This is a genomic window from Protofrankia sp. CiP1_Cm_nod3 (assembly GCF_982290655.1).
This window is the reverse complement of sequence record NZ_CEVIVD010000014.1, coordinates 55,492-56,278: the sequence shown is the minus strand read 5'-3', so window position 1 is coordinate 56,278 and position 787 is coordinate 55,492. Positions and strand designations below refer to the sequence as shown.

General features: G+C 75.2%; 2 protein-coding genes. Both read right to left on the bottom strand.

Annotation, left to right across the window (positions count from 1 at the left end; translation table 11 throughout):
* Nucleotides 1-428: beta-ketoacyl synthase N-terminal-like domain-containing protein (locus AC5LUJ_RS05260; RefSeq protein WP_493464556.1), on the bottom strand; the 428-nt coding region annotated here is incomplete at its 3' end.
* Nucleotides 429-539: 111 nt separating this feature from the next.
* Nucleotides 540-787 (bottom strand): hypothetical protein (locus tag AC5LUJ_RS05255; protein ID WP_493464549.1); only part of this gene is annotated, 248 nt, incomplete at its 5' end.

The window sequence follows — 787 nt, the reverse complement described above, 5'->3', positions numbered from 1 at the left end:
TCGGAGCCGCGCAGCGTCGTCGGGTTGATCCCGGCGTGTTCCAGCGCCTCCCAGGCGGTCTCCAGCAGCAGCCGCTGCTGCGGCTCGGCCGCCAGCGCCTCACGCGGGGAGATGCCGAAGAACGCGGCGTCGAAGTCGCCCGCGTCGGGCAGGAAGCCACCCTCGCGGGAGTAGGTGGCGCCGGGCCGCGCCGGGTCGGGGTCGTAGCGGTCGTCGAGGTTCCAGCCGCGGTCCGCCGGCGGTGGGCCGACCACGTCACGGCCGTCGGCGACCAGCCGCCACAGGTCGTCCGGTGACTGCACCCCGCCCGGGTAGCGGCAGCCGATCCCGATGATCGCGACCGGCTCGTGCCGGGACGACGTCAGCTCCTGCACCTGCGCGCGGGCGGCACGCAGGTCGGCCGTGGCCCGCCGCAGGTAGTCGCGCAGCTTCTCCTCACGGGAGCCGCCGCCCGCGGGCGCCGCGGACGCCGCGGACGTGGCAGACGCGGGGGACACCGGGGGTACCTGGGAGCCAGAGGACGCGGTGGACATGTGAGCTCAGCCTCCGTACGGGGTGGTCAGCTCGTTGTCGAGCACGTCGAACAGTTCGTCGTCGTCGGCCGACTGGAGATCCGCCAGGTCACCGGCGAGGGAGCCGCCCGCGCCGGCGGGCCGGCGGCCGTCCCAGACCTGGAGGAGCTGCCGCAGCCGGACCGCGACCCGTTCGTGGGCGTCGGGGTCGGTGGCGGCGTCGGGCGCGGTCGTTAGGACGGTGCCCAGCCGGTCCAGCACGTCGGTGAGCGATT